Annotated in this window: 5 protein-coding genes; 4 read left to right on the top strand and 1 reads right to left on the bottom strand. The window is 50.1% G+C overall.

Features of this window, described 5'->3' with window-relative positions:
- A partial coding sequence (gene mrdA / locus RTK32_RS04110) for a penicillin-binding protein 2 (RefSeq protein WP_312042235.1) occupies nucleotides 1-1,359 on the bottom strand: 1,359 nt, incomplete at its 3' end.
- Between the two features lie 631 nt (nucleotides 1,360-1,990).
- On the opposite strand from mrdA, the gene RTK32_RS04105 reads away from it, so the two are divergent.
- From RTK32_RS04105 to RTK32_RS04090, 4 genes are all read left to right on the top strand, one after another.
- On the top strand, nucleotides 1,991-2,533 hold the full coding sequence (locus RTK32_RS04105) for a fimbrial protein (RefSeq protein ID WP_312042234.1): 543 nt from the start codon (nucleotides 1,991-1,993) through the stop codon (nucleotides 2,531-2,533).
- Nucleotides 2,534-2,591: 58 nt separating this feature from the next.
- A complete protein-coding gene (locus RTK32_RS04100) occupies nucleotides 2,592-3,290 on the top strand; it encodes a molecular chaperone (RefSeq protein ID WP_312042233.1) in 699 nt (232 codons plus the stop codon).
- Between the two features lie 17 nt (nucleotides 3,291-3,307).
- Nucleotides 3,308-5,851 carry a fimbria/pilus outer membrane usher protein gene (locus tag RTK32_RS04095; protein WP_312042232.1) on the top strand — a complete coding sequence of 848 codons (2,544 nt, stop codon included), beginning with the start codon at nucleotides 3,308-3,310 and terminating at the stop codon, nucleotides 5,849-5,851.
- On the top strand, nucleotides 5,839-6,703 hold an 865-nt coding region (locus tag RTK32_RS04090), incomplete at its 3' end, for a fimbrial protein (protein WP_312042231.1). The genes RTK32_RS04095 and RTK32_RS04090, both read left to right, overlap by 13 nt.

The following is a 6,703-nucleotide window of genomic DNA, read 5'->3' as shown; positions in this document are numbered from 1 at the left end:
GTAACCCTGCCCAATGCCTACAGAAACGGTATCGCCCTGGTACCATCCCTTCTTATGCACTTTCTGTTTCCATTCGCGGCTTGGCAGCAGACCGTTGTACTCTTCGTTGAGATCGATACCGGTCGATTTACCGTAGCCGAACTGGCTGAGCATGGTATGGATGCGATCGATGCCCAACATAAAGGCGACCTGGTAAAAGAACGTGTCCGCCGATTCTTCAATCGCCCGGGTCACATCCAACATGCCGTGTCCGGTTTTTTTCCAGTCGCGGTATTTGCGTTCGGTGCCCGGCAGCGTCCAGGTCGGCGCACCGAAGAAGGTAGTTTGCGGCGTAATCACGTGGTTCAGCAGCGCCGACATCGCCATATAAGGCTTAACGGTGGAGGCTGGCGGGTAAAGCCCCTGAGTGACGCGGTTGATCAGCGGCAGATCTTTATTAGCTAGCAACGACTTATAGGCTTTATAACCAATCCCCTTTACAAAAGGATTAGGATCGTAGCTGGGACTGGAGACCATCGCCAGCACTTCGCCGGTCTTAGGGTTTTCAATCAAGACGGCGGCGCGCTGGCCTACCAGCTGCGTCTCCACGTACTGCTGTAAAGGGAGATCCAGCGTCAGGTAGATATTTTTTCCGGCAACGGGCGGCACCTCTTTGAGTACGCGGATCACCCGGCCATGGTTATCCACCTCGACTTCCTGATAGCCGGTTTTGCCGTGCAGTACGGATTCGTAATACCCTTCGATCCCCTGCTTGCCAATATTATGGTCGGCGGCGTAGTTCTCGCTAATCCCTTCTTTATCCAGCCTTTTATAATCGCTGTCGTTTATTTTGGACACATACCCCACCACGTGTGCCAGATCCGCGCCGTAGGGATACTGGCGATCTTCGTAGCTGTTAATGTCGACGCCGGTATATTTGAATTGATTAACAGAAAAACGGGCAACTTCTTCTGCGGATAGCTCGGTTTTCAACACCACGGGTTTGTAACGGCTGGCACCACGCAGGTTATGGGTAAACGTCTCAATATCGTCGGCAGAAAGATCGACGATAGGCGTCAGCTCGGCCAGTAACGTCTTCATATCATGAATTTTATAAGGCAGGACTTCGATATCATACCAGGTAACATTTTTTACCAACGGCGTACCGTTACGGTCGAAAATAATCCCACGCGTGGGTGCGACAGGGATCATTTTGATATCGTTTTGATTGGAGCGGGTCTGGTAGTACTGATTTTGCTCAATCTGCAGATGCCAGAGATTAATGCCGAGCGTGACAAAGCCCGCCAGCACCACACCAAAGGCCACCAGTGCTCTGCGAACAAACAGCTTTTCTTCTTCTACAAAATCTCTGAATTTCATCCACTGCCAGTCAAGTAGCCCTTTATTTAGCCGCTATATAATAAAGATTACGCGAAAAATCACGACCTTAAAAATGCGTCCCGGCCGGGTAAAGTGTGACATTTGTTGAACTTGTAACAGGCTGTTCACCTCATTTTAAACGGTCAATAATTATTACCCGCCTGCACCGCATGATGAATCATTATTTCCAGGTCTTCTGGTAAAAATTAATGGTAATTAAACGAAGGTGCTATTAATTTCCGGTAATGGTTCGTTATTATAAAATTGAATTTATCTTTCCGCTATGTTTCTTATTGTCGCTGTTTGCTATTTTATAACATAAAGGTGAAGTGGTTTACATCTCAACGCGCAAAACTTACTTTATGTTACCGGGGGTTATTTTATTTGTTTATTGATAGGTTTGGACTATTAACTCTTGGCTGTTTTGGCGATGTTATCTTTTTGCTTTTATTTATGCCTGGTGCAAAATATAAAGCTGTAAACGACTCCATTATTTCCTGAAAAGAGCAGAAATATATTTTCTGCGCGGTAGCTGTGTGTCGGTGCTATGGCTCGTACATTGTATGACTAAGAATGAATTTCTCACTATTAACTCAACGTTGGATTTTAACTTCACCTACAGGATTGTAATATGTTAAGAAAAAAGCTACTGGCAGTAATGTTAATTCCTGTTGGCCTGGGCAGCATGACGCTTGCCCATGCCGATGACGGTACTATCCGTTTTACCGGTACGATTTCAGCCGCTGCCTGTACGGTTTCAAGCGTGGCAGGCTCCGGCACCACCATTGGCACCGTAGACTTCGGACAGCTAAGCAGCGCCACGTTTAAAAGCGTCGGCAGCAGCAGCAGTGCTAAACCTTTTACCATTGAGCTTTCCGACTGCGCGGGCACAGCGGCACCTGGTATCACTTTTAAGGGCACTGCTGTCTCTACAGCAAATTACACCCGTCTTTTTACCAGCCGGGTGCCGGGCATCGGTATTCAGCTGGAAGATGCCGATAAAGCGGGAACCTACTATTCGCCCGGCGTTAAGACGGCTAATACTGGCCTGGCTAAAGAGGGAAGCAGCGCCACGGGACGTTTTAATGCCTACCTGGTCGCGTACGACACTACTAGTCATGTGGGCGATATTGGTACAGATGTCACTTTCGTTATCGATTATTCCAATTCGTAATTTATTTATTCTACGCCCCTTGCCTGACAGGGGGCGATGTCCTCTGGAAAGGTTGTAAATGCGCTCGTTTATATTTGTTATTCTCGCATCCGTGCTGGCTTTTGCCTGCGTGCCCGCAAGTCACGCCGATGGCCTGAGCCTGGGTGCCACGCGATTAATTTATTCCGAAGGGAAAAAAGAGGCCAGCGTGCCGTTAAATAACATCGGCAGTAGCGTGCCTTATCTTATTCAGGCCTGGGTCACTGATTTTAATCAAAAAGAAGGTGAAGTGCCATTTATTACCACCCCGCCCTTATTTAAGCTTGGGCGTCAGGCCAGTGGCACAGTGAGGGTGGTTTATACCGGCAGCGGCCCACATTTACTGCCAACCGATCGCGAAAGCCTGTTCCTGCTTAATGTGCGGGCCGTTCCGGCGGTATCCAAAGAAGCCTCTTCAAACCGTTTAACGATTGCCACGCAAAATATTATCAAGCTGATTTATCGCCCGGCTGGATTAACCGTGAAGGGCGCGGGCGAGGCCTGGCGTCAGCTTAAAGTCACGCCCGGCGAAAGCAGCCTTACGGTGGCTAATCCCACGCCTTATGTCGTTACCCTGACGCGGATGAAAATTAATAATAAGCCGCTGGAACAGCCTGGCACGCTGCAACCTTTTTCGTCACGCGCGCTGAAGGCGCCGGTGGGGAAAATAACGACCGTCACTTTTAGCACAATTAATGATTTTGGTGGTTTTACGCCAGAACATCATGAGAAATTCTGATAGCGGAGTCAGGGAATATGTCCGCGGTGAAAGTAGCTTATCGGCCAGGTTTACAGGCATTTTTTTCGGATCGTGTGGCCGTTATTTTCCTTGCGTTGGCATTAATAATTTCTCCTGCGCGCGCAGAGCTTTATTTCAATATTGACGCTTTACACCTTAGTGAGGAGCAAAAATCGCAGCTGGATCTGGCGCAGCTGTCACATCTTACTAATCAGTTACCCGGCGTATATCAGGTTCATTTGAGCGTGAATAAGCGTGATATGGGCGAAAAAAAGTTGCGTTTTATTCTCTGTGGTGAGCAGCTCTGCCCAGAACTGCCGGTCAGCCTGCTGCAAGCGTCAGGGATAAAAACGACGGCGATACCGGGCTTGCAGCAGCTGCCAAATGATGCGGTGGTCAGCAACATTGCCGCTTATATCCCTCAGACGGTAGCCGATTTTGATTTTGAAAAGCGACAGCTTAGCCTGCGTATCCCTCAGGCGGCCTTAGACAGCCAGGTTCAGGGTTATATCTCGCCGGATCGCTGGGAAGAAGGCGTGCCAATGCTGTTTTCCTCTTACAGCCTGTCAGGTGCTAAAGTAAAAAACCACCGGGGTGGCCAGGAAAACTCGCAATATCTTAACCTACGTAATGGCATTAATATCGGCGCATGGCGGCTGCGTAATTATAGCTACTATGCCCGGACGGCAGCGGGAAAAAACAACTGGCAAAGTTTGCAGAGCTGGGTGGAACGGGATATCAAAGCGCTGCGTGCACGGCTACTCGTCGGCGATACGGCCACGCCGGGCCTCGTTTTCGATAGCTTCAGTTTTCAGGGCGCGGCGCTGACGTCGCAGGATGAAATGCTGCCCTTCAGTATGCGAGGTTATGCGCCTGTTATTCATGGCGTCGCTATGACCAACGCCACGGTCGAAGTCAGGCAAAATGGCAATCTGCTCTACCAAACTTTTGTCCCACCCGGCGACTTCGTTATTAACGATCTTTACGCGACCGGCACGTCCGGCGATCTGGAAATCACCCTTCGCGAAGAAGATGGCTCAGTACGTAAAAGCATTCAGTCCTTTGCCACGCCGCCGGTTTCCTTACGACAGGGAAGAATCAAATACTCGCTGAGTGCTGGTGAGCATGGCGACCGCACCGGTATGGAAAACGATGCAGCTCCCCGACGCTTTGCCCAGCTGGAGGCAATTTATGGCCTGCTCAATACCACCTCCGTGTATAGCGGGGTGATAGCGGCGCGAGATTTTCAGGCGGGCACGTTTGGTATTGGACAGGGCCTGGGCGTATTGGGGGCGGTATCGCTTGATATGACGCAGGCGATGACCCGTTTCTATCATGGCGACAACAGTAAAGGCCAGTCATGGCGTCTACGCTACAGCAAGCAAATAGAGCGCACCGGCACGGCGATGACGCTGGCTGGCTATCGCTTCGACACCGACGGCTATTACAGCTTTGATGAAGCCAGTCAGTATTATTATTCATCTTCTCAGGCCCTGCGCCACTCGTTGAAAAACCGGGCGCAGCTTACGCTCAGTCAGCCCGTAGGCACGCTCGGCGCCGTTGCGGTTTCCGCATCGCAGCAGGCTTACTGGCATCATGGGGGCCTTAAAGCGCGCACCGTCACCAGCAGCTGGAGTAAAAACTTTGACGGCGTCACGATCAACCTAAGCCAGAGCCTGAATAAAAGTAGGCATACGGGAAAAACGGACAGCATCGTTGCGGCCAGCTTTTCGCTGCCGCTGGGCAAATGGTTGACGCCGCAATCGACCCGCTCGCTGACCATGAGCAATCGTGTTGCTTATTCGCCCTCTGCAGGTAGCAATCTGACAACAACACTTTACGGTACGGCGCTGGAGAATAACAATCTCTCCTGGTCAGTGGCCCAGGCGCGTAATCAGCATGGCGGCAGGGTCAACGAAAGTTCAGCCCTGTTTGCCAGCCTGCAAGGCAGCACGTCCACCGTTAGCCTGGGCTATACCCAGTATTATGGACAAAACCAGCGCGTCACCTGGGCGGCACGCGGCGCCGTCGTCGCCCATCCTTACGGCGTGACGCTGGCGCAGCCTTTGGTTGACGGCGGCAGCTACGCGCTGATCAGGGCGCCGGGCGCGGGTAAGATCGGTATAGTTAATCACAACGGCCTGGAAACGGATGGCAGAGGCTATGCCATCGTCCCCTCACTATCGGCCTATCAGGAAAATGAAGTTGCTCTTGATACCTCAACGTTGGGAAACAATGTCGATTTAACGGATCCGGTACAAAAGAAAGTGCCCACGCGTGGAGCGCTGGTTCTGATGGATTTTAATACCCGATTAGGGTATCGGGTATTCCTCAAAATTACGCATCAAGGCAAGCCTTTACCGCTTGGCACCCGAGTAAGGGCTGGTGACGTCAGCGGCATTGCTGATGAAAGAGGGCAGGTCTATTTAACCGGCTTACCTGAAAAGGTTAAATTAGAAATTTCTCTGCCGGGGAAGACATTATGCAAAATACCTTTCAACTTGCGCAACAACACGGCGCATAACGGAATAACCATGGCAGAGCTGAAATGCAAAAATTAATTTTATTATTATTGATATGGATGGGATTCTTTTGCCAGCAAGCAAGCGCGGAACAGATTTGTCAGGCAGATAATAACCAATACACTATTGATTTAAAAACGGTAGTCGTACCGTCAAACTCGCAGCCGGGCGATATTTTGGACGTGGTTTCCAATACCCTCAATATTACCTGCAAAACGGGCAAGCGTAATCAAGAGATTGCCAGAGTCATCAATGCTAACTGGAACCGTTCGGGTATGAAGGTTAACGTGGATGGTCTAAGCTGTCCGGTGCTCGATACCGGTACGGGAATAAGCGATCTGGGACTGGGTATCGTCTGGACAAACTTTAATTCCGGGTCGGGTACCTGGGGCTGCATGAGCGTCTATTTTCCGGGTATGAACAATGTGGGGACGCGGCGCGGATTAAGAAGCAACGGAACAGTAGCTATTACCGATAAGTTTTATTTAGTAAAAACCGGAAAAGATAGCAATTATGGAAAAACCGGGCGTATAGAACAGACTATATTTATGGCGGAAGCGAATGACGATAATAATTTATTGGGGGATCTTTACCGTATCGATTTTCAGGGCAATGTGCAGTTAAGCAAAGGTGGCTGTATAGTTGAAACGAATAAAGATGTGCAAATGGGCGCCGTTTCAAGCGCAACATTCCACGGTAAGGGCAGCAAGGGGCCAGAGGTGCCTTTTGCTATTACGTTATCAGATTGTCATGGCATTGCCACTAATGTCATGATGCGGCTGGAGCCTGGCTACGGTTACGCAGATAAAAATGAAGGGGTAATTGCCCTGAGTAACGAGGAAGGCGCGGCAGCCGGTGTGGGGATCCAGCTTATGTTAAACGGACAAAAGA

It is taken from the genome of Erwinia sp. (genome assembly GCF_031978025.1).
In the GTDB taxonomy this organism is placed as follows: Bacteria; Pseudomonadota; Gammaproteobacteria; order Enterobacterales; family Enterobacteriaceae; genus Erwinia.
Note: the sequence above shows the minus strand (reverse complement) of the source record. Positions and strands in the feature narration are given on the sequence as shown.